The organism is Aeromonas sp. QDB03, from assembly GCF_027707985.1.
GTDB lineage: Bacteria > Pseudomonadota > Gammaproteobacteria > Enterobacterales > Aeromonadaceae > Aeromonas > Aeromonas hydrophila.
Window position 1 is genome coordinate 48,423 of sequence record NZ_JAPCJG010000003.1, and the last position, 18,245, is coordinate 66,667.

19 protein-coding genes are annotated in these 18,245 nt (G+C 61.7%); 4 read left to right on the forward strand and 15 right to left on the reverse strand.

Annotated features, from left to right (window positions below):
- Positions 1–73: 73 nt before the first annotated feature.
- A complete protein-coding gene (locus PG900_RS09345) occupies positions 74–1,297 on the forward strand; it encodes an Nramp family divalent metal transporter (RefSeq protein WP_016349448.1) in 1,224 nt (407 codons plus the stop codon).
- Positions 1,298–1,360: 63 nt separating this feature from the next.
- Positions 1,361–2,251: a hypothetical protein gene (locus PG900_RS09350; protein WP_196245949.1), complete on the forward strand. Its 891-nt coding sequence runs from the start codon at positions 1,361–1,363 to the stop codon at positions 2,249–2,251.
- 33 nt (positions 2,252–2,284) lie between these two features.
- Here the strand turns inward: PG900_RS09350 and PG900_RS09355 are convergent, their stop codons facing one another.
- The 6 genes from PG900_RS09355 to rnr all read right to left on the reverse strand — a co-directional run bounded on the left by PG900_RS09355 (position 2,285) and on the right by rnr (position 8,544).
- The gene (locus PG900_RS09355) at positions 2,285–3,121 is read right to left on the reverse strand and encodes a DMT family transporter (protein ID WP_270831345.1); all 837 of its coding nucleotides are present in this window, start codon (positions 3,119–3,121) and stop codon (positions 2,285–2,287) included.
- A 120-nt stretch (positions 3,122–3,241) separates the two neighbouring features.
- Positions 3,242–4,102 (reverse strand): DMT family transporter, encoded by an 861-nt coding sequence (locus tag PG900_RS09360; protein WP_029301975.1) that lies wholly within the window; start codon positions 4,100–4,102, stop codon positions 3,242–3,244.
- 218 nt (positions 4,103–4,320) lie between these two features.
- Entirely contained in the window at positions 4,321–4,770 is a 450-nt protein-coding gene (locus PG900_RS09365; RefSeq protein WP_011704664.1) for a GNAT family N-acetyltransferase, read from the reverse strand.
- A 57-nt stretch (positions 4,771–4,827) separates the two neighbouring features.
- On the reverse strand, positions 4,828–5,394 hold the full coding sequence (locus PG900_RS09370; protein WP_168968049.1) for a Crp/Fnr family transcriptional regulator: 567 nt from the start codon (positions 5,392–5,394) through the stop codon (positions 4,828–4,830).
- A 10-nt stretch (positions 5,395–5,404) separates the two neighbouring features.
- Complete coding sequence (gene rlmB / locus PG900_RS09375) at positions 5,405–6,154, reverse strand: 23S rRNA (guanosine(2251)-2'-O)-methyltransferase RlmB (RefSeq protein ID WP_270798067.1); 750 nt, start codon at positions 6,152–6,154, stop codon at positions 5,405–5,407.
- Positions 6,151–8,544, reverse strand: a complete 2,394-nt coding sequence (rnr, locus tag PG900_RS09380; protein ID WP_270798068.1) for a ribonuclease R — start codon at positions 8,542–8,544, stop codon at positions 6,151–6,153. Before rnr ends, rlmB begins: the two co-directional genes overlap by 4 nt.
- 134 nt (positions 8,545–8,678) lie before the next feature.
- Here rnr and PG900_RS09385 point away from each other — a divergent pair, with 134 nt between their 5' ends.
- Positions 8,679–9,701, forward strand: a complete 1,023-nt coding sequence (locus PG900_RS09385) for a GGDEF domain-containing protein (RefSeq protein WP_024944559.1) — start codon at positions 8,679–8,681, stop codon at positions 9,699–9,701.
- A 63-nt stretch (positions 9,702–9,764) separates the two neighbouring features.
- Here PG900_RS09385 and luxS read toward each other — a convergent pair whose 3' ends face one another.
- From luxS to PG900_RS09425, 8 genes are all read right to left on the reverse strand, one after another.
- Positions 9,765–10,274: an S-ribosylhomocysteine lyase gene (luxS, locus tag PG900_RS09390; RefSeq protein ID WP_011704660.1), complete on the reverse strand. Its 510-nt coding sequence runs from the start codon at positions 10,272–10,274 to the stop codon at positions 9,765–9,767.
- Positions 10,275–10,292: 18 nt separating this feature from the next.
- Entirely contained in the window at positions 10,293–10,886 is a 594-nt protein-coding gene (locus PG900_RS09395) for a transglycosylase SLT domain-containing protein (protein ID WP_274382240.1), read from the reverse strand.
- A 61-nt stretch (positions 10,887–10,947) separates the two neighbouring features.
- The gene (gene glnB / locus PG900_RS09400) at positions 10,948–11,286 is read right to left on the reverse strand and encodes a nitrogen regulatory protein P-II (protein ID WP_005308848.1); all 339 of its coding nucleotides are present in this window, start codon (positions 11,284–11,286) and stop codon (positions 10,948–10,950) included.
- Between the two features lie 9 nt (positions 11,287–11,295).
- Entirely contained in the window at positions 11,296–12,918 is a 1,623-nt protein-coding gene (locus PG900_RS09405) for an NAD+ synthase (protein ID WP_270798069.1), read from the reverse strand.
- A 73-nt stretch (positions 12,919–12,991) separates the two neighbouring features.
- On the reverse strand, positions 12,992–15,091 hold the full coding sequence (locus PG900_RS09410; RefSeq protein WP_270798070.1) for a type IV pilus modification PilV family protein: 2,100 nt from the start codon (positions 15,089–15,091) through the stop codon (positions 12,992–12,994).
- A 12-nt stretch (positions 15,092–15,103) separates the two neighbouring features.
- Complete coding sequence (locus PG900_RS09415; protein WP_045529160.1) at positions 15,104–16,201, reverse strand: PilX N-terminal domain-containing pilus assembly protein; 1,098 nt, start codon at positions 16,199–16,201, stop codon at positions 15,104–15,106.
- A 1-nt stretch (position 16,202) separates the two neighbouring features.
- A complete protein-coding gene (locus PG900_RS09420) occupies positions 16,203–16,826 on the reverse strand; it encodes a PilW family protein (protein ID WP_270798071.1) in 624 nt (207 codons plus the stop codon).
- Complete coding sequence (locus PG900_RS09425) at positions 16,817–17,353, reverse strand: GspH/FimT family pseudopilin (RefSeq protein WP_118881922.1); 537 nt, start codon at positions 17,351–17,353, stop codon at positions 16,817–16,819. Before PG900_RS09425 ends, PG900_RS09420 begins: the two co-directional genes overlap by 10 nt.
- A 94-nt stretch (positions 17,354–17,447) precedes the next feature.
- On the opposite strand from PG900_RS09425, the gene PG900_RS09430 reads away from it, so the two are divergent.
- Positions 17,448–17,834, forward strand: a complete 387-nt coding sequence (locus tag PG900_RS09430) for a type IV pilin protein (protein ID WP_016349434.1) — start codon at positions 17,448–17,450, stop codon at positions 17,832–17,834.
- Between the two features lie 4 nt (positions 17,835–17,838).
- Here the strand turns inward: PG900_RS09430 and tppA are convergent, their stop codons facing one another.
- Positions 17,839–18,240 (reverse strand): type IVa pilus pseudopilin TppA, encoded by a 402-nt coding sequence (gene tppA / locus PG900_RS09435; RefSeq protein WP_024944566.1) that lies wholly within the window; start codon positions 18,238–18,240, stop codon positions 17,839–17,841.
- Positions 18,241–18,245: the final 5 nt, after the last annotated feature.

The following is an 18,245-nucleotide window of genomic DNA, read 5'->3' on the forward strand; positions in this document are numbered from 1 at the left end:
ATACAAAACTTCAATTGATAATAATTATCATTTAGATCTATTCTATCTCCATGCACTTATGGAGGCTGATACCATGCAACCCGCGCTGACCACGGCCATCCCGGCCCGCAAATTCAAACTGACCCTGCTCGGGCCGGCCTTTATCGCCGCCATCGGCTACATAGATCCGGGCAACTTCGCCACCAACATTCAGGCTGGCTCCACCTTCGGCTACCAGCTGCTGTGGGTGGTGGTGTGGGCCAACCTGATGGCCATGCTGGTGCAGACCCTCTCGGCCAAGCTCGGCATCGTCACCGGCAAGAACCTGGCGGAACACATTCGCGACCGACTGCCCAAGCCGGCTGTCTGGGCCTACTGGGTACAGGCGGAGATCATCGCCATGGCCACCGATCTGGCCGAATTCATCGGTGCAGCGGTCGGCTTCAAGCTGCTGCTCGGAGTCACCCTGCTGGAAGGGGCCGGCATCACCGCCGTGGTCACCTGGGGCATTCTGATGCTGCAGTCCCGCGGCCAGAAACCGCTGGAGTTCGTGGTGGGCGGCCTGTTGCTGTTCGTGGCGGCGGCCTACATTGTCGAACTGGTGTTCTCCCGCCCCCACCTGCCGAGCCTACTGGAGGGCGCCCTCTTCCCCGGCCTGCCCAACAGCGACGCCGTCTATCTGGCGGCCGGCGTGCTCGGTGCCACCGTGATGCCCCACGTCATCTACCTGCACTCGGCACTGACCCAGCACACCCAGGATCAGGGCTCGGTACCCCAGCGGCTGCACACCACCCGGGTCGACGTGGCCATCGCCATGACCATCGCCGGCTTCGTCAACCTGGCCATGATGGCCATGGCAGCGGCCGCCTTCCACAGCTCCGGCAACCAGCAGGTAGCGGAGCTGGAGTCGGCCTACCAGACCCTGACCCCGCTGCTGGGACAGGCGGCCGCCACCCTGTTCGGCCTCTCGCTGGTCGCCTCCGGCATCAGCTCTACCGTGGTGGGCACGCTGGCTGGCCAAGTGGTGATGCAGGGCTTCGTGCGCTTCACCATCCCGCTCTGGCTGCGCCGCGCCATCACCATGGCTCCCGCCTTCGTGGTGATCGCCATGGGCCTCAACACCACCGAGATCCTGGTGCTGAGCCAGGTGGTGCTGAGCTTCGGCATCGCGCTGGCCCTGATCCCGCTGCTGATATTGACCGGCGATCGCGCCCTGATGGGGGAGTATCGCAACCACCCGGTGACACAGGCGGTCGGCCGCCTCATCGTCGCCCTGGTGATCGGGCTCAACGCCTACCTGCTGGTCGCCATGATCTAGCCCTCCCCCCTCCTCAGGCCGGTTCGTTAACCGAGGTTAATGAGCCGGCCTGCGCTTTGGCGTATGCTGGCGGCTCTCTTCCTCTTCGATTTGCGGGAGCCATCCATGCCACATACCCGAGCCAGCTTCGTGCTGGGCCACCATCAGGAGCAGGCCAGCGTCATCTGCTGCCAGAGCGGCGACACCAGCCTGCTGGTCACCGACCTCACCCCCTTTCATCCCCAGAGCCACCTCTGGCCCGATCAGCCGGGTGACGTGGGTACCGTGCATTGGGAGGGCGGCGACACGACCGTCGGCCCCTGCCGCATGGGGGCCATCAGCCCGGATGGGGCGCTGTTCGTCGATCAGGCGATCCCGGTCAAGCGGGGTGCAGAAGGGTGGCGCTTCGTGGTGGTGCACCCGCTGGCCGGTCACTGTGCGCTGCCTGCTGGCAGCCAGGTGACACTGCGGGTGGATGCCGAGGCCCGCCACGCCCTGAGCCTGGGCCACAGCGGCTGTCATCTGGCAGCCCTCGCGCTCAACCGGGCGCTGATGCCTTACTGGCGCAAAGAGGTCAGCGAGCGGGATGCGCTGGATCAGCCGGACTTCGATCGCCTCGCCATCCAGACTTCGCGGGTCGAGCCCATGGGTTCGCGCGAGCAGTACCGGATCGGCAAGAGCCTGCGCAAGAAGGGAGTCAACAGCGAGGCACTGCTGGCAGACCTGGCGCAGATAGAAGAGAGGATCAACCAGCAGTTGGCAGACTGGCTGGCGGCCGGTGGTGAGATCCACCGCAGCCGGGCCGGCGAGGCGATCATCGACTCCCGTTACTGGCACTGCTCGCTGGAAGGCCGGGAGGTCACCATCCCCTGTGGCGGCACCCATGTGGGCAGCCTGGCCGAACTGGGGCAGGTCCAGGTGCAACTGGCCTCCTGTGAGGAAGGGTTCACCCTCACGACCCGGGTCACTCCCTGACCGGCCGGCCCGGATGCCTTAAGCCGCCTCCCCCTAGCCGAGACGGATCAGCAGGATGCCACTCAGGATCACCAGGGCGGCCAGCAACCGGACCCACCCCAGCGCCTCCCTCAGCCAGCCCCAGGAGAGCAGCACCGCAAACAGCACGCTGCTCTCGCGCAGGGCTGCCACCAGGCCGATGGGCGTCTTGGTCATGGCCCAGATGACGATCCCGTAGGCCAACAGCGACAGGGCGCCACCGATGGCGCCGCTGCGCCACGCCGCAGGCCCCAGCTCGCGCCAGGCGGTGCGACTCTGCCAGCGCATCAGCAGCGGCATCATCAGCGCGGTGAGGGCGAACAGCCAGAGGGTGTAACGTATCGGCTCACCGGCCGAGCGGGCTCCCGCCCCATCGGACAGGGTGTAGGAGGCGGTAAACAGTGCCGTGATGAGCACCGCCTGCAGCGCTGCCGGCGCCAGCCGCAGACCGCCGCGCCACGCCATCAGCAGCACGCCGCTCACCAGCACCAGGGCCCCCGTCACCGCCACCATCCCCGGCACTTCACCCAGCAGCAGGGCACCGAACAGCAGGGTCACCAGAGGGGCACTGCCCCGGGCCAGCGGATAGATCTGGCCGAACTCACCCACCCGGTAGGCTCGACCGAGAAAAAGACAGTAGCCGCAGTGCAGCAGAATGGAGAGCGCCAACCAGGGATATTCGGCCGCCACCGGCCACCCCACCAAGGGCAGCAAGGGGGCGGCAAACAGGCCGGAGCAGAGAGAGACCAGCAAGACGCTGACTCGCCCCTCGGCCTGGCGTTTGGCCAGCGCATTCCAGAGCGCGTGCAGCAGGGCGGCCAGCAGGATGGCAGCAAAGATGGTAGGGGTCACGACAGGGTTCCGATAGCAACAGGCCGCCCAGCATAGCCGGTTTGCCCGGCGATGACAGAGAGCAGCCTCATAAGATGCCTGCTTTTCTCACCCATCGGCCTGCAGCCGATGGGTATGTCATCAGCGCAGCCGGCGCTGCCAGTGAATGGCCAGCAGGATAAAACTCACCCCGACCCAGAGGTTCCACGCCGGGATCTCGCCAAACAGCCAGACCCCCAGCAGCACCACGAACATCAGGCCCGAGTACTCGGTCGCCGCGATGCGGTTGGCCTCTACCTGGCGATAGGCGTAGAAGCAGCTGGCGTGATAGAGCAACTGCATGACGCCGCTGCCGCCGATCAGCACCAGCAGTCGCCAGTCCACCGGCTGCCATTGATGTACCGCCAGCCCGGCGGTCAACGGCAGGGCCAGCAGATTGGCCCAGAATAGGGTCGCCACCACCGAGATCCCGGCTGGCAACTTGCGCCCCGTGATGTTGAACAGCGCCAGGGTGAAGGCGGTCACCAGGGCGCCCAGCCCGGCCAGATGGAAATCCCCCGGCCGCAACACGAACACCACGCCGAGCAGCCCCATACCTCCCAGCAACCAGACGCGGGAGTTGATTTTCTCCTTGAGCAACCAGGCCGCCAGCGGCAGCGTCAGCAACGGGGAGACGTAGAAGATGGCGTTGGCCGTGGCCAGCGGCAGCTGGGTCAGTGCCAGCATCATGCCGCCCCCGCCGAGCAGGCAGAGGTGGCCGCGCAGCAGGTGCCACTTCCAGGCACCCAGCCCCCAGGCCGAGCGCGGCACCCGCAACATGAAGGGCAGTAGCACCAACAGGGTCAGCAGCTGGCGCAGGAACATGTATTGGAAGGGGCTGAAGCCGGGGCCGATCAGCTTGACCAGCACATCGGAGAAGGCCTGGGCCAGATTGCCCAGCACCAGGGTGATGATGGCGAAGGTTTGCAGGTCCAGTGCGAACCGCTTGCGCAACAACTCCATCAGCGACAGCCGCTCGAGTGGCGAACGCTAATAAAATGGCTCAACGGCTCAATCGCTGAATCTTGTTCTGAATTAATGGGGTAAAAGACCATTTTTAAAACCTATCCATCAACTGTTGCCGATTAATCACTCAGAGGGTACCCACTAACATGGCGCCGAGCACCCGTTTTCTTTACTACCTCAAGACATAATAATTTCATTGTTATGCTTAAAAGGTATTAAGAGGAGCTCATGCCGATGTGGGGAATGTCATCTTCCAGATAGGGTTCACCCACGGCGGTGAAGCCATGACGACCGTAGAAACCTTGCAGGTGTGCCTGGGCCCCCAGATAGATGCTGACCCCGGGCCACAGCCGGGCACACTCCTGCAACGCCTGCTGCATCAGCCGATGACCCAGACCATCGCCTCTCGCCTCGGGGGCGGTCACCACCCGGCCGATCACTACCTGCTGCGCCTTGGCCACACCGGGCGCCATCAGCCTGGCGTAGGCCACCAGAGCCCCATCCTGCCAGCCGAGCAGGTGCAGCACGTCAGGGCGCTTGTCGACGCCGTCCAGATCGAGAAAGACACAAGTCTGCTCCACCACGAAGACCCGGGATCTCAGGGTGAGCAGTTCATAGAGTTCGTTGACGTCGAGTTGTTCAAAAGACTTGAGAGACCAGTTCATGGGGGTTCCTTGCTCATGATGAGAAGGGCAGCATAGCCAGCCGCACGCGAGCCGGCATTAACCTTTGTTAAGATCCTTCAGCCGTTTGCGAATGCGGCTCAGGCTGATGGGGGTGATGCCGAGGTAGGCGGCGATCTGGTGATCGGGCACCCTGGCCTCCAGCGCGGGAAAACTGCGCAGAAAGTGCTGATAGCGGGCCTGCGGGCTTTCGGTCAGCAGCAGCAGCTCCTTCTCCTCCTTGATGCGCAGTTGCACCGCCAGCAGATGCTGATACCAGGCGGGCCAGCAGGAGAGCGTGTGCAGGTCGGCCAGATTGAACAGCAAGAGCCGACAGGGCTCCAGCGCCTCCACGCTGTAGCGGGCCGGCTCGCCACTGAGCAGGTGGTGGAAGTCGAGAAACTCGTCCCCCTCCCAGTAGAACTCCTTGATGTACTCGCGGCCATCCGCCAGCACCACCTTGGCCCGCAGCAGCCCCTGCTCCACCATGACCAGCAGATCGGGTCGATCGCCAGCATGCCAGAGGCAGGCACGGGGGCTCAGGGTCAGCGGCCGGGCAAAAGAGAGGAGGCGCGCGGCCTCCTGCTCATCCGTGACCCGATCCCGGCAAAACGGGGGTCTGTCCATTCAGCTCGCCTCAGACACGACGCTGACGCACGGCTTCAAACAGGCAGACGCCGGTCGCTACCGAGACGTTGAGGCTGGATACAGCCCCTGCCATCGGGATGCTCACCAGCTCGTCGCAGTGCTCGCGGGTGAGGCGGCGCATACCCTTGCCCTCGGCACCCATCACCAGCGCCATCGGGCCAGTGAGTTTGGCCTGGAACACGTCGTGATCCGCCTCGCCGGCAGTACCGACGATCCAGACACCACGCTCCTGCAGCTCGCGCAGGCTGCGGGCCAGGTTGGTGACCTGAATGAGCGGCACCACTTCGGCGGCGCCACAGGCAACCTTGCGCACGATCGGAGTCAGGCCGGTGGCCTTGTCGCGCGGCACGATCACCGCATGCACTCCGGCCGCATCGGCGCTGCGCAGGCAGGCGCCGAGGTTGTGCGGATCGGTCACCCCGTCCAGCACCAGCAGGAAGGGCTGAGTCTGTTGCTCGGTCAACTTGTCCAGCAGGCTGGCCAGGTCGTGCTCGGCCAGCTTGGGCGCCTCTTTCACCCGGGCCATGATGCCCTGGTGATTGTTGCCCTCCGCCTTGTCGTCGAGCGTCTTGCGGTTCACGCTCTGCACCTTGAGGCCGAGCGCATCCAGCTCGGCCAGCAGGGGTTGCAGCCGGTCGTCATCGCGCCCCTTGAGGGCCCACACTTCGATGAAACGCTCCGGGGTGCGCTCCAGCAGCGCGGATACAGCGTGAATGCCGTAGATCAGTTCAGTACTCATTTAGTGCTCTTGGCCTTGTCGCGAGCTTTTTTGCTCGGTCGTCTGTTGCTGGGTTTGGCACGGCCGCCCTTGTCGGATTTGCCGTGATCCTTGCCCTCTTTACGTTTTTCGTGACGCTGTGCGCTCTTGGCCTTCTCTTTCTTGATCTCGGCCTGCTTGCGCGCCATCTCTTTGGCGTTCTTGCCGGTAATCTTGAGAGGCTCTTCCACCATCACGAAGTCGATCTTGCGATCGTCCAGATTCACGCCCATCACCTTGACCCGCACCTTGTCACCCAGACGGTAGCGGCGGCGGAAGTTCTCGCCGATCAGCTGCTGGTGCAGCGGGTCAAACTGGTAGTAGTCGTTGGTGAGGGTGCTGACGTGCACCAGACCGTCGATGTGGATCTCAGCCAGACGCACGAAGAAGCCAAAGCCGGTGACGCTGGCGATGACGCCGTCAAACTCGTCACCTACGTGATCCAGCATGTACTCGCACTTGAGCCAGTCTGCCACGTCACGGGTGGCGTCATCGGCACGGCGCTCGGTCATGGAGCAGTGCTCGCCCATCGGGTCCACTTCTTCCAGCTGGTAGTGGTAGCCACCGCTCGGGGTCCACTTGTGGCGCAGGTTGGCCTGCTGCTCCTTGGCGGTCTGATACTTGATCGCACGATGCAGGATGAGGTCGGGGTAGCGACGGATCGGCGAGGTGAAGTGCGCGTAGGACTTCAGCGCCAGACCGAAGTGACCGATGTTGTCGGCCTGATAGATGGCCTGACGCATGGAGCGCAGCAGCATGGTGGAGAGCAGCTCCGCATCCGGGCGGCCTTCGAACTTGGCGGCCAGGTCGGCGAAATCCTTCGGCTCTGGCTCCAGGCCCCCCTTGAGCTCCAGACCCAGCTCGGCGAGGAAGTCACGGAAGCCGGTCAGACGCTCTTCGCCCGGGCGGTCGTGCACCCGGAACAGGGCGGCGGCCTCGTTCTTCTCGATGTAGCGGGCCGCGGCCACGTTCGCCTGGATCATGCACTCTTCGATGATCTTGTGGGCGTCGTTGCGCACCAGCGGCACGATGCGGTCGATCTTGCGCTGGGCGTTGAAGATGAAGCGGGTCTCTTCGCTCTCGAACTCCACCGCACCGCGCTGATGGCGGGCATGCTTGAGCGCCTTGTAGAGGTTGTTGAGCTCTTCGATGTGACCCACCAGCGGCTCGTACTGCTGGCGCAGCTTGGGATCCCCTTCCAGGATCGCAGCCACCTTGGTGTAGGTCATGCGGGCATGGGAGTTCATCACCGCTTCGTAGAACTTGTAGCCGGACATGCGGCCGGCGGCGGAGATGGTCATCTCGCACACCATGCAGAGGCGGTCAACCTGCGGGTTGAGCGAGCAGAGGCCGTTGGAGAGTACCTCCGGCAGCATAGGCACCACGAATTCGGGGAAGTAGACCGAGTTGCCGCGCTGGTAGGCTTCGGTGTCGAGGGCGGTGCCCGGCTTCACGTAGGCTGAGACGTCGGCAATGGCAACCCACAGGCGCCAGCCGCCGCCGCGCTTGGCTTCACAGAAGACGGCGTCATCGAAGTCACGGGCATCTTCCCCGTCGATGGTGACCAGCGGCAGGGCGCGCAGGTCGATGCGGCCCTCTTTGGCCTTCTCCGGCACCTGCTCGCCCAGACCGGCAACCTCTTTGGTCACCTCTTCCGGCCAGGTGTGCGGAATGCCGTGGGTACGCAGGGCGATCTCGATCTCCATGCCGGGCGCCATGTTTTCACCCAGCACTTCCAGCACGGTACCGACCGCATTGAAGCGGGCGGTGGCGCGCTGATTGATGCGCACGACCACGACCTGGCTCTGGCGAGCCCCCTTGTTCTCCCCTTCCGGGATGATGATGTCCTGGCCGATGCGGCTGTCATCCGGCACCACGAAGCCGACGCCGTTCTCGACGAAGTAGCGGCCGACGATGTCCGCTTCACGGGATTTGAGCAGACGTACCAGACGCGCCTCCTGGCGCCCCTTGCGGTCGATCTCGGTAGGCTGCACCAGGGCGTAGTCGCCGTGCATCAGGCGCTGCATCTCGCGGTTGTTCAGGAACAGATCCGGGCCACCACCCTCGGGGCGCAGAAAACCGAAGCCATCTTTGTGGCCGAGCACGTAGCCTTTCACCAGATTCAGACGATCCGGCAGGGCGTAACACTGGTTGCGAGTGAATACCAGCTGACCATCACGCTCCATGGCGCGCAGACGACGGCGCAGGGCTTCCAGCGGCTCTTCTTCGGTCAGCTTGAGGACCTTTGCCAGCTCTTCACGGGACATGGGCTTTTCATGGCCCTTGATGAGGTCGAGGATCATCTCGCGACTGGCGATGGGGTTCTCGTATTTTTCGGCCTCGCGTTCGAGGAAAGGATCTTTTTGAGACATAAGCAGGCCTTAGGGTAGGTGGTAACGGTGCCATTATATCGGAGGGGGGGGCGAATGGCATCCATCGACTGCCTTTTGGCCAATCTCTCTGTCATACTATGCACAGTTTGCAGGCATGATGAGACATGGAACTCATGAGCAAGGACTCGTTCGCCCAATCCGCCGCCTATCTCAAGCAGGCGGTTCCCCTGATGATCAAGTATCAAATCCCCACCACGCCGGATAATTACACCCTTTGGTATAACTACGTGGCGGCCAGCATGCCCGAGCTCAATCAGGCCATCGATCAGGCCATCAAGCTGCAGGGAACCTGCTCTCTCACCACCTGTGAACGCCTCTATCACCAGCACCTCGCCGCGCAAGATGAGCAGCAGATGGAAACCATGAAGCTCAACCTGGCCGCCATGGCCAATGAGCTTGGTCACACCATGCAGGATGCCCTCTCCGACACCGGCATGTTTCAGGACATGCTCGACAAGAGCTTCGACCGGCTGAGCCTCATCGACGACGAGGGGCTGAGCCTGGAAGACACCATGGGGATCCTGCGGGATCTGGTGCGCGAGTCGCGGGACGTGCGCATGTCCACCATGCACTTTCGCAACCAGCTCAGCAGCGCCGAGAAGGAGATCAAGGAGCTGCGCGAGGCGCTCAACGAGACTCGCAAACTGGCCAACGAGGATGCGCTCACCAGCCTGCTCAACCGGCGTGCCTTCGATCTGGAGATAGAGAGCCTGATCCGCAGCAAGCAGCCCTTCTCCCTGATCCTGTCGGACATTGACCGCTTCAAGAGTTTCAACGATGAATATGGCCACCTGTTGGGAGACCAGGTGCTGCGAGCCTTCAGCAAGCGGCTGCGGGAAACCTGCAAGGAGGGCGTCACCGCCTACCGCCTCGGCGGCGAAGAGTTTGCCCTGCTGGTCCCCATGCGCAGTCTGGCGCTGAGCCGCCAGATGGCGGAGAGCCTGCGCCGGGCCATCGAAAAGATGTCGATCCTGGATCGCAAGTCAGGCCGGCGTATCGACCACATCACCGCCTCGTTCGGGGTGGGTGAATACAGCGGCCAGGAGACCGGCGACAGCCTGGTCGAACGCACCGACAAGCTGCTCTATAAGGCCAAGGAGCTGGGTCGCAACCGGGTGATGCCGCTGCCATCCTGATTCTGCCAGCACACAAAAAGGCCGGTCAATGACCGGCCTTTTTCATGTTTACTACCCCAGGAATCAGAGGCTTTTCAGCTTCTCTTCCGGCAGGGCCAGCTCGTCATTGCGGTTGACGCCGATGCCGCGCTCCAGCACGTGGCGGGCGATGGCATGGGCCTCTTCCAGTGAGTGCATGCTGTAGGTACCACACTGGTATTCGTTCAGCTCGGGGATCTTGCCCTGCTCCTGCACGGTCAGCACATCGCTCATGGCGGCCTGCCAGGCGGCGCCAACCCGGGCTTCGTCCGGCGCACCGATCAAGCTCATGTAGAAGCCGGTCCGGCAGCCCATGGGGGAGATGTCGATGATCTCCACCCCGTTGCCGTTCAGGTGATCACGCATGAAGCCGGCAAACAGGTGCTCGAGGGTGTGGATGCCGCGCTCGGAGAGGATCTCCTGGTTCGGCACGCAGAAACGCAGATCGAACACTGTGATGGTGTCCTTGTTCGGGGTCTGCATGGTCTTGGCCACACGCACCGCCGGCGCAGCCATACGGGTGTGGTCAACGGTAAAACTGTCCAATAACGGCATTTCTGACTCCTGATTTGGTTACCAGAACCAGCCCCCGCTGGAGAGCTGATCCTTGCATTGTCGATACTGGGCGCCGTAGCGCTGGGCGCGGGCTTCCACCTTGCGGGATGTCTTCATCAGCCACCCCTTGCTGCGGTAGCTGCCACGCCGATAGCCACCCCACCCTTCGTGATAGTTGAGATACTGGCCATACGCATCCCACTTGGAGGTGCCGTTCAGCCGCTGGGCCTTGTGAGTGTACCAGCCCATGAAGTCGATGGCGTCGGCAAAGTCGTCGCGATCGCTCCAGCCATTGCCGGTTTCCCGCTGGTAGTCGGCCCAGGTTTCATCCTTGACCTGGGCATAGCCGTAGGCGGAGCTGGCCCGCCCGGTCGGGATGAAGAGGAAATATTGCATCGGCGGCTGGGCGTCGTGCACGAAGGAGGACTCCTGATACATCATGGCCATCACCACCTGGATCGGGGTTCCCCACTTCTCGTTCATCTTCAGTGCCGCCTTGTGCCAGTCCGGTTTCTCGCGAAAGATCTGGCACAGGTTTTCCGGCTGGGCCGGCGGCCGGGTACTGCAGGCGGTCAGACCGGCCAGCAGGCCGGCCACCGCAACGAGGCGCATCCAGGACATCAGCGGGATCGAGTCTCCATTCGTTGGCTCATCACGAGGCTCTGCCATCTCATCAGATGGCGTCTTCGTTCTCTTCGCCGGTACGGATACGAATGACGCGCTCCACCTCACAGACGAAGATCTTGCCGTCACCAATCTTGCCGGTGCGGGCGGTGTTCTGGATCGCTTCCAGGCAGGCATCGAGATCCTCGTCCTGCACCACCAGCTCCACCTTCACCTTGGGCAGGAAGTCGACCATGTACTCGGCGCCGCGATAGAGCTCGGTGTGGCCCTTCTGACGGCCGAAGCCCTTGACCTCGGACACTGTCATGCCGTTGATGCCGATCTCGGCCAGGGCCTCGCGCACATCGTCCAGCTTGAACGGTTTGATGATGGCTTCAATCTTCTTCATGGTGACTCCTTACCAGTTCTGTTTGCCAAACCCGGACGTGATGGGGTAACGGCGATCCTTACCAAAGTTGCGGGCCGTGATGCGGGGCCCGACCGCCGCCTGACGGCGCTTGTATTCGTTGAGATCCACCAGCCGGATCACCTTGCGCACCACCGCCTCTTCAAAGCCCTCAGCCACCATGTCGGCCACGGAGGCATCTTCTTCCACGTAGCGCTTGAGGATGGCATCCAGGATGTCGTAGGGGGGCAGGCTGTCCTGATCCACCTGGTCCGGCGCCAATTCTGCCGAAGGCGGGCGATCGATAACCCGCTGCGGGATCACATAATCGACGGAATTGCGGTATTCGCACAATTTGAAGACCAGCGTCTTGGGGACATCTTTCAGCACGTCGAAGCCGCCGGCCATGTCGCCGTACAGAGTGGCATAGCCGACCGCCATCTCACTCTTGTTGCCGGTGGTCAGCACGATGCGACGACGCTTGTTGGAGAGCGCCATCAACAGCACGCCACGGCAGCGGGCCTGCAGGTTCTCTTCGGTAGTGTCGCGGGCGGTCCCTTCAAACAATGGTGCCAGCTGGGCCATAAACCCTTCGAACATGGGCTCGATGGAGATGATATTGAACTCCACCCCCATCCGCTCGGCCTGCTCCTTGGCATCTTCCACACTCATCTGGGCGGTGTAGCGGAACGGCATCATCACCGCCTGCACCTTGTCAGCACCGATGGCATCAGCCGCGATGGCCAGGGTCAGTGCCGAGTCGATGCCGCCGGAGAGGCCCAGCACGGCGCCGTGGAAGCCGTTCTTGGTGACATAGTCGCGCACCGCCAGCACCAGCGCCTGATAGGTCTCGGCCAAAGGATCGAGCGGGGCAGCCGGTTCCCGCTCTTTCACCGGCTGGCCATCGGCAAAGCGCACCAGCGCCAGCTCTTCGGCAAAGGGGGCCAGCTTGTGGGTCAGCTCACCCTGGCTGTTGAACACCTTGGAGCAACCGTCGAAGATCAGCTCGTCCTGACCACATACCTGATTGAGGTAGACCAGCGGCAGACCGGTCTGATCGCAGCGCTCCATCATCAGCTCGCGGCGGATCCAGGGTTTCTCCTGATCATAGGGCGAGGCATTGATGGTGAGCAGCAGCTCGGCCCCCGCGGCCTTGGCGGCCAGCGCCGGACCCGGCTGCCAGAGGTCTTCACAGATGAGCAACCCCAGCTGATGACCACGGAAGAGGACCACGCAGGTCTCGGTTGCCGCAGTGAAGTAGCGCTTCTCGTCGAATACCCCGTAGTTGGGCAGATCCTGCTTGAAGTAGCGTGCGACCAGCTTGCCTTGCTCGTAGAGGGAGGCGGCGTTGTAGAGTGCCTCCTCGTCGCGCCAGGGGTGACCCACCAGAATGGCGCAAGCCCCCTGCCATGCCGCGATGCGGGCCAGGGCGGCCTCCACCCGGATCATCAGATCGGCGCGCAGCAGCAGATCTTCCGGCGGATAGCCGGTCAGAGCCAGTTCGGAGCAGACCAGCAGATCGGCGCCTTGCCGATCGGCCTCGGCGGCTGCCGCCAGCACCTTGTCACAGTTATCTTCGATGGCGCCTACCGTCAGATTCAACTGGGCAAGCATCAGAGAGAGGGCTTTTGCCATGGCGATGCATCTTGAATTCGAAAATGATGGGGAATGATAAAGAAAAGGCGCTGGCTGTGCCAGCGCCCAAGGCTCAAGGGGTGCAAGTCAGGCTGGTCGCGTTGGTCACTCCGTTGTCCACCAGCAGTGAACAGGGGCCGCTCAACACCTGATTGTTGGACTGTTGCGTCATCTGCACGCTGAAGGAGGGTGGCTGCAACATATAGGTGGTGCTGCCCTGGTTGGAGTAAGAAAGATTGATGGCCAAGGTCGAGTTCTCCGGAGCTTCACATAGATAAGATGCCGGTTGATTGTTGGCCTGTGGCTTGTCGATGCGGCAGGTAGCGCCAGAATTTGGGGTACTGATATTCAGGTTGTTGAAAGCATTTTTACTACATGCCTCAGGCGGTGGATTATTGTTCCCTTTCCCGCGTTCAAGACATTGAATACGGCCGCTAACCTTCATTGTTGGCACCGTCTGCTGCCCCACATCGATTTTGACCAGCATGTCCGCCGTCTGCGCCAGCGACTGGTCCCGTGGCGAAATGAGCGAAGCCGTGATGCCGGAATTCCCCTGATAGGCAGTGACACGCACGGTGACGCTCTGCAGCACCTGGTTGCTGTCCTTGGTCGATTTCTTCGCCGTCATGTAGCCGCGGCTGTAACTGCCGAAATAGTAGTTGTTGAGATCCACCACCGTCTTGACCGTCTCGTTAGTGACGGCGGCATAGTCGGTGGCATTGCCCGTCAGCAAGTTCTGCGGGGCCATGGCCCACTCTGCCAGCATGGTCAGGTTGATATCCTGAAACGGCACCTTGGTCAGATAGTCCACCGCGCTGGTATCAATCCCCACCAGATAGACAGGGTCTAGCACATCCACATAGATGCCGCGGGCGATGAGCTGCGCCGTACCCGTATTGACGGTGATCCCGGTCGTGGTATCGCCCCCGGCTTCCGCGTTGGTAGCCAGCCAAGCTGAAAAATCGGTGATGGTCGGCAAGGTGGCGGAGGCCCCCTGGGTCCAGTTCAGGGTCGACTTCTGCCAGTCGATGTAGGTCTTGACCACATACTTGATGTATTTCTGATAACTGGCCTGGTTCGCTGGTTTGGCCAGGAAATCGGCCGTGGTCACCACTACCTTGACCAGGTTCCAGTCAGGCAGCGGGCGATAATAGCCATCCAACCGGACGAAACGGCAGGCATCCACGTACTTGCCGCTGTTCGCCGTGCTGAGGCTGCTGCTGTAGCGTACCCGGCTGGTGTTGAGCGGAGCATAGAAGTTGGTGAAGCTGGAGCCACTGCCATCGAAGTGATCCTTGCAGCAGCTGGTACAGAGCGCAGGCTGGCCATTGACGCTGCTGTCGAGCGTCCCCGTGGTCTTGGTCTGCAGCGAGCCTGATTTCCAATAGAGCTGGTTGCTGGCTGAACTGTAGGCCTGACCCGGCAGATAGGCGCTCAGGCTGGAGCCATAACTGCAGGAGCAGGAGACAGATGCCATGTCCTGCAGCACCTGCTGGGTGTTGCCGCCCGCAGCGGGTTTATAAGTCACCGTCTCGAACTGGACCAGCTTGCCCACCAGACCATCTCTGGATGTGACGGTCGGCAGTGGCTTGCTGGTCTCCTGTTTGTTGCCATCCCCCAGTTCCACCGAGATGACGTCAGGTGCCACCCCGGGTGTGTAGTTGACCTTGGGGCCCTGCCTCGCCGTATTCAAACCGCCATCCAGCTGATCGGAGCTCAAGGATTCGATGGGTGAAACATTGCCGGCCAGTTGCAGCGCCTGAGCCTGCCCTTCGCTGTCCGTCCACCCGACGTTGACCGCGATCGCCTTGCGGCCCGGGTAACTCAGGCGATAGCCCGCCGGTGCCACGTTCTGCCAGGTTGAGCCATTCAGATACTGATTGGTCACCGTCCATCCCACCGAGTAGGCCTCACCCGACAGAGTCACGGCCGCACTGGCCGAGGCTATCTGGTTGTAGGCCGTCAGCGGCGCGGTTGCACTCACCACGCCATTGAAATTGCGAAACTCATCCAGCTTGGACTCAGCCAGTCGCATCGCCGTCTCATAACGCCGGCCATCCTGCGAAACCGTCAGCGCCGACTTGGACATGGCGACCAGGCCGACAATGCCGACTCCCAGCACCACCAGCGTGATCAGGATCTCCAGCAGGCCAAATCCTTTTTGCCCTTTCATCTCCATATCCCCTTACCAGTCTCGCCAGCTGCCGGGCACCTGATTGACAATCTGGAATGCGGCACCATTCGAGATGTTGCTCAGGACACTGGCATCATACTTGGCATCGTAGGTACCGTTGGCGTTGCCCAGTTGATAGTTGGAAACCATGGCGCCATACACGATGGCCCCACCGGTCAGCTTCACGTCCGTCCCGGCAGCAGCAGGGTTGGATGAGTAGGCAAATACCAAACCATACAGCACCGTATTGCCGTTGACCGCCAGATTGCCATTGCGCACGATGAGAATCACAGGCGCCGTTGCGGAGCCGACGTTGGAGGAGGGCTTGCAGTCCCCATCCACAATGATGAGGCCGGTTGAGGCTGGACCAAGCGAGCTGCAGTCCGTCAGCTTCTGGGTCGCCCTGGCCTCCAGATTGGCCCAGCCGTTGGCATCATCCTTTTCATTGAACAGATACCAGACCAGATCGGTCGGGAAGGCAGTATCGTTATCCTTGATATCCGGCTGCTTGTCCCCCTTCTGGCTGATGTTGGCCGAACAGCCGCCGTCGTAGTCCCCCTGATGACAAGTCTGTCCGGTCCCCGTTATTAGATCGACGTTGCCGCTGGTCCAGACCGACAGTGGTACCCCCAGCCCGCCACCATTGGGATTGGCCACTATGGTAAAGTTGCCGCCGACCGCCATGCCGCCAGCCACGGTCAGAGGCGCGGCAGGAGAGCCGGCCAGTACGCTGAAACGTACAACCTTGGTTTCGACTGCCGCCTGGGCCTGGCTGTTGCTGAGAGTCGCCTGGGAACGAACCCTTACCGGCGTCACGACCACCGACCCCACCGTGATGGCAGTATCGTCAGAAGATGACAGGGTATAGCTGCCCGTGGTCAAGGTAGTCGTGGCCCCGCTGGTCCTCCAGCTCGGGTCCAGCGTCAACCGTCCCAGTCCATCGGCCAGACCCACTTCCGCCATTGCCATGGCCTGACGATAGAGCACCTCGTTGAGGGTCACTCGCCGATCGGCCACCAGCATCTTGCCAACCAGCAGTGAAATGCCCAGCAAGATCAGCACCAGCAACAAAGTGATGGTGAAGGTGGTAAAACCGGCTTGTCGGCTCATGTCAGTACCCATCATTGCGCAGTTTGATATCCCGCTGCAGATTCAGCGTCAGTGCCGGCGTGGCCTTGAACCGCCCGCTCACCATCAATTGCAGCGCCCTCGCCCCGCTGACCTGACTGCTTGGCAGGAGCCTGAACGTCATGGCGGTGATTTCTACGGTATCGTCGCTGGAGATCAGACTGCCATTGCCACAGGTAGTAGTCCCGGTCCCCTGCTTGATCCCCTTGTCAGCACTGCTGTAGCTGTAAACCAGGGTGTCATCACTGCTCAGTACCCCATTTTCATCGTTGTCATAGCGCACCCTGATACAGGTATACAGGCCAGAGCCCGTCGCGGTTTCACTCATCAGATCCGCTGCCGCATCGAAATAGAAACTGGATCGGCTGCCAGAAGGGGCGGCAAGAAACTGGGTGGCGTTGGCGTCATACCCCGCTCGCTGGATATCTCGTGCCATCATGTCCGTCAGCAACTGAACTTCCTGATTCAGGCGGCTGGTCTGCATGGCGGTGTAATTGGCCTTGAGAATGGTGGCAAACAGCGAAATGACTGCAGCCACCAGCAGCAAGCCCGCTACCATGGCCACCATCAACTCAACCAGGTTGAAACCCCACATTTTCAGTTGCATGCCACCTCTCCCACCAGGTTGCTGACGGCACAGGTACGTACCCGCCCAAGGTTGTTGGTGACAACCTTCATACTGGCGGCCGAGGAGCTCACCGTGATGCTGCCGCTTGGCAAGGTACCGCGCCGGGGGGAGAAGCTGATGGGACGTATCTGGCTTGAGGACTCCGTGTAGGTGCCCGTCAGAATGATCCCAGGAAATTCACTGGCATCAGCGCCTTTGCGTCCCTCGATGCTGGAACAGGTGTCGCTGCAACTGGCGCAACTGCCATCGATGCTGATGCGATAGCACCAGCTGTCGGTGCCGCTGTTGAACAGGATCATTTGCAAATTGCTGTTGCGTTTGAGCGCTTCGGACTTGAGCAGCATCATGTCGGTGTAGACCGCCTGGGTGGCCGCCTTGACCATCTGATCCTGGCGCAGGGATTGATAACTGGGGATGGCCACGGTCAGCAACAGGGCGACCAAGGACAGGGCAACCATCAGCTCTATCAGGGTAAAACCGGCGGATCTGCCCTTTCTGCCTTCCATCAGCTCAAGACTCCTTTCTTTTTGCACGTGCCAGTAGGGTCTACTGTCAGTACTATCCTATAGTATCAACCTGTTTCACGAAGCATGCCGCCCCATGAGAATCAAACAGTCCGGAATCACCTTGCTTGAACTGATCGTCGTGGTCGCCATCGTCGCCATCATAGCGTCTGTTGCCTATCCCAGCTTCACCGATGGCTTGCGCAAATCCCGCCGGGCCGAAGCGCTCAAGGGCTTGCTCAGCATGCAGCTGAAACAGGAAGAGTTCCGGGTTTCCAATACCAGTTACAGCGCCACCCCATCCCAAGTGGGCAACCCCACCAGCAGCTACTATGACTTCTCCATTTCAGGTGCCACCGCAACCGGCTATACCCTGATCGCCACCAGCAAGGGGGCACAGGTAGGCGACAAGAGTGGCAGCACCGCCTGCGATACCCTGACCCTCAACAAGGCCGATACCAAGACTCCTGCTGCCTGCTGGTGACAGACTACCAGCACTCGGCTGCCGTCATGCTGGCCATCGATACCCCCTGCTGTCCGCCCTGATCAAGGGTCAGCAGGCCGCAAGGATCGCCGTTCATCACCCCGGTCGGGATCGCCGTCAGGGTATAGCTGGCGCCGCTGGCATTGAGTGCCAGATTGTAATAGGCAGTCCCGCCATCCCTGGGCAAGGTAGCCAGCCCGGCGGAGGCCAGGTTGCCACCATCATAGTTGCCGTCGGCGGTAAACTGTCGCTCCATGTATTGCGCCGCCTCCAGCAGGGCGGCCTTGGCTTCGGCCCGTTTGGCAGAGGCCATGTAGCTGTTGTAACTGGGATAGGCGATCACGGTCAGAATGGCCATCACGGCTACCGCAATCATCAGCTCCATCAGGGAAAATCCACGTTCCATCTCCA

Coding starts and splice junctions, on each gene's coding strand:
- PG900_RS09345 (WP_016349448.1), top strand. CDS start 74: ATGCAACCCGCGCTGACCACGGCCATCCCGGCCCGCAAATTCAAACTG.
- PG900_RS09350 (WP_196245949.1), top strand. CDS start 1,361: ATGCTGGCGGCTCTCTTCCTCTTCGATTTGCGGGAGCCATCCATGCCA.
- PG900_RS09360 (WP_029301975.1), bottom strand. CDS start 4,102: ATGGAGTTGTTGCGCAAGCGGTTCGCACTGGACCTGCAAACCTTCGCC.
- PG900_RS09365 (WP_011704664.1), bottom strand. CDS start 4,770: ATGAACTGGTCTCTCAAGTCTTTTGAACAACTCGACGTCAACGAACTC.
- PG900_RS09370 (WP_168968049.1), bottom strand. CDS start 5,394: ATGGACAGACCCCCGTTTTGCCGGGATCGGGTCACGGATGAGCAGGAG.
- rlmB (WP_270798067.1), bottom strand. CDS start 6,154: ATGAGTACTGAACTGATCTACGGCATTCACGCTGTATCCGCGCTGCTG.
- rnr (WP_270798068.1), bottom strand. CDS start 8,544: ATGTCTCAAAAAGATCCTTTCCTCGAACGCGAGGCCGAAAAATACGAG.
- PG900_RS09385 (WP_024944559.1), top strand. CDS start 8,679: ATGAGCAAGGACTCGTTCGCCCAATCCGCCGCCTATCTCAAGCAGGCG.
- luxS (WP_011704660.1), bottom strand. CDS start 10,274: ATGCCGTTATTGGACAGTTTTACCGTTGACCACACCCGTATGGCTGCG.
- PG900_RS09395 (WP_274382240.1), bottom strand. CDS start 10,886: ATGCGCCTCGTTGCGGTGGCCGGCCTGCTGGCCGGTCTGACCGCCTGC.
- glnB (WP_005308848.1), bottom strand. CDS start 11,286: ATGAAGAAGATTGAAGCCATCATCAAACCGTTCAAGCTGGACGATGTG.
- PG900_RS09405 (WP_270798069.1), bottom strand. CDS start 12,918: ATGGCAAAAGCCCTCTCTCTGATGCTTGCCCAGTTGAATCTGACGGTA.
- PG900_RS09410 (WP_270798070.1), bottom strand. CDS start 15,091: ATGAAAGGGCAAAAAGGATTTGGCCTGCTGGAGATCCTGATCACGCTG.
- PG900_RS09415 (WP_045529160.1), bottom strand. CDS start 16,201: ATGAGCCGACAAGCCGGTTTTACCACCTTCACCATCACTTTGTTGCTG.
- PG900_RS09420 (WP_270798071.1), bottom strand. CDS start 16,826: ATGCAACTGAAAATGTGGGGTTTCAACCTGGTTGAGTTGATGGTGGCC.
- PG900_RS09425 (WP_118881922.1), bottom strand. CDS start 17,353: ATGGAAGGCAGAAAGGGCAGATCCGCCGGTTTTACCCTGATAGAGCTG.
- PG900_RS09430 (WP_016349434.1), top strand. CDS start 17,448: ATGAGAATCAAACAGTCCGGAATCACCTTGCTTGAACTGATCGTCGTG.
- tppA (WP_024944566.1), bottom strand. CDS start 18,240: ATGGAACGTGGATTTTCCCTGATGGAGCTGATGATTGCGGTAGCCGTG.